The sequence below is a fragment of the Anaerovorax odorimutans genome (assembly GCF_024459955.1).
Classification (GTDB): Bacteria; Bacillota; Clostridia; order Peptostreptococcales; family Anaerovoracaceae; genus Hominibacterium; species Hominibacterium odorimutans_A.
The window spans coordinates 1-223 of sequence record NZ_JANFXK010000242.1 but is presented as its reverse complement, the minus strand read 5'-3'; the positions used below and the strand labels follow the sequence as shown (position 1 = coordinate 223).

General features: G+C 46.6%; 1 protein-coding gene. It reads left to right on the top strand.

The window, feature by feature from the left end; translation table 11 throughout:
• A partial coding sequence (locus NE619_RS18625) for a hypothetical protein (protein ID WP_256133939.1) occupies positions 1-223 on the top strand: 223 nt, incomplete at both ends.

The window sequence follows — 223 nt, the reverse complement described above, 5'->3', positions numbered from 1 at the left end:
AAGCTGTTGAGTGAGCCGGAGACAACAGAAAACTATGAGGAGATCATGGACAGGACCGGCATCAGTGACTTTATTTTGGACAAAGAGCATTTGATATGGGCTTATGCCAGAACATTTCCCGAGGGGAATTTCAATGGGGATATCAGTGTCAAACTGGAAGAGAATCAGCCGGAAAACCGATATGTGGGCGGCATGTCCGTAAACAGAAACGGTGTATTCGGAG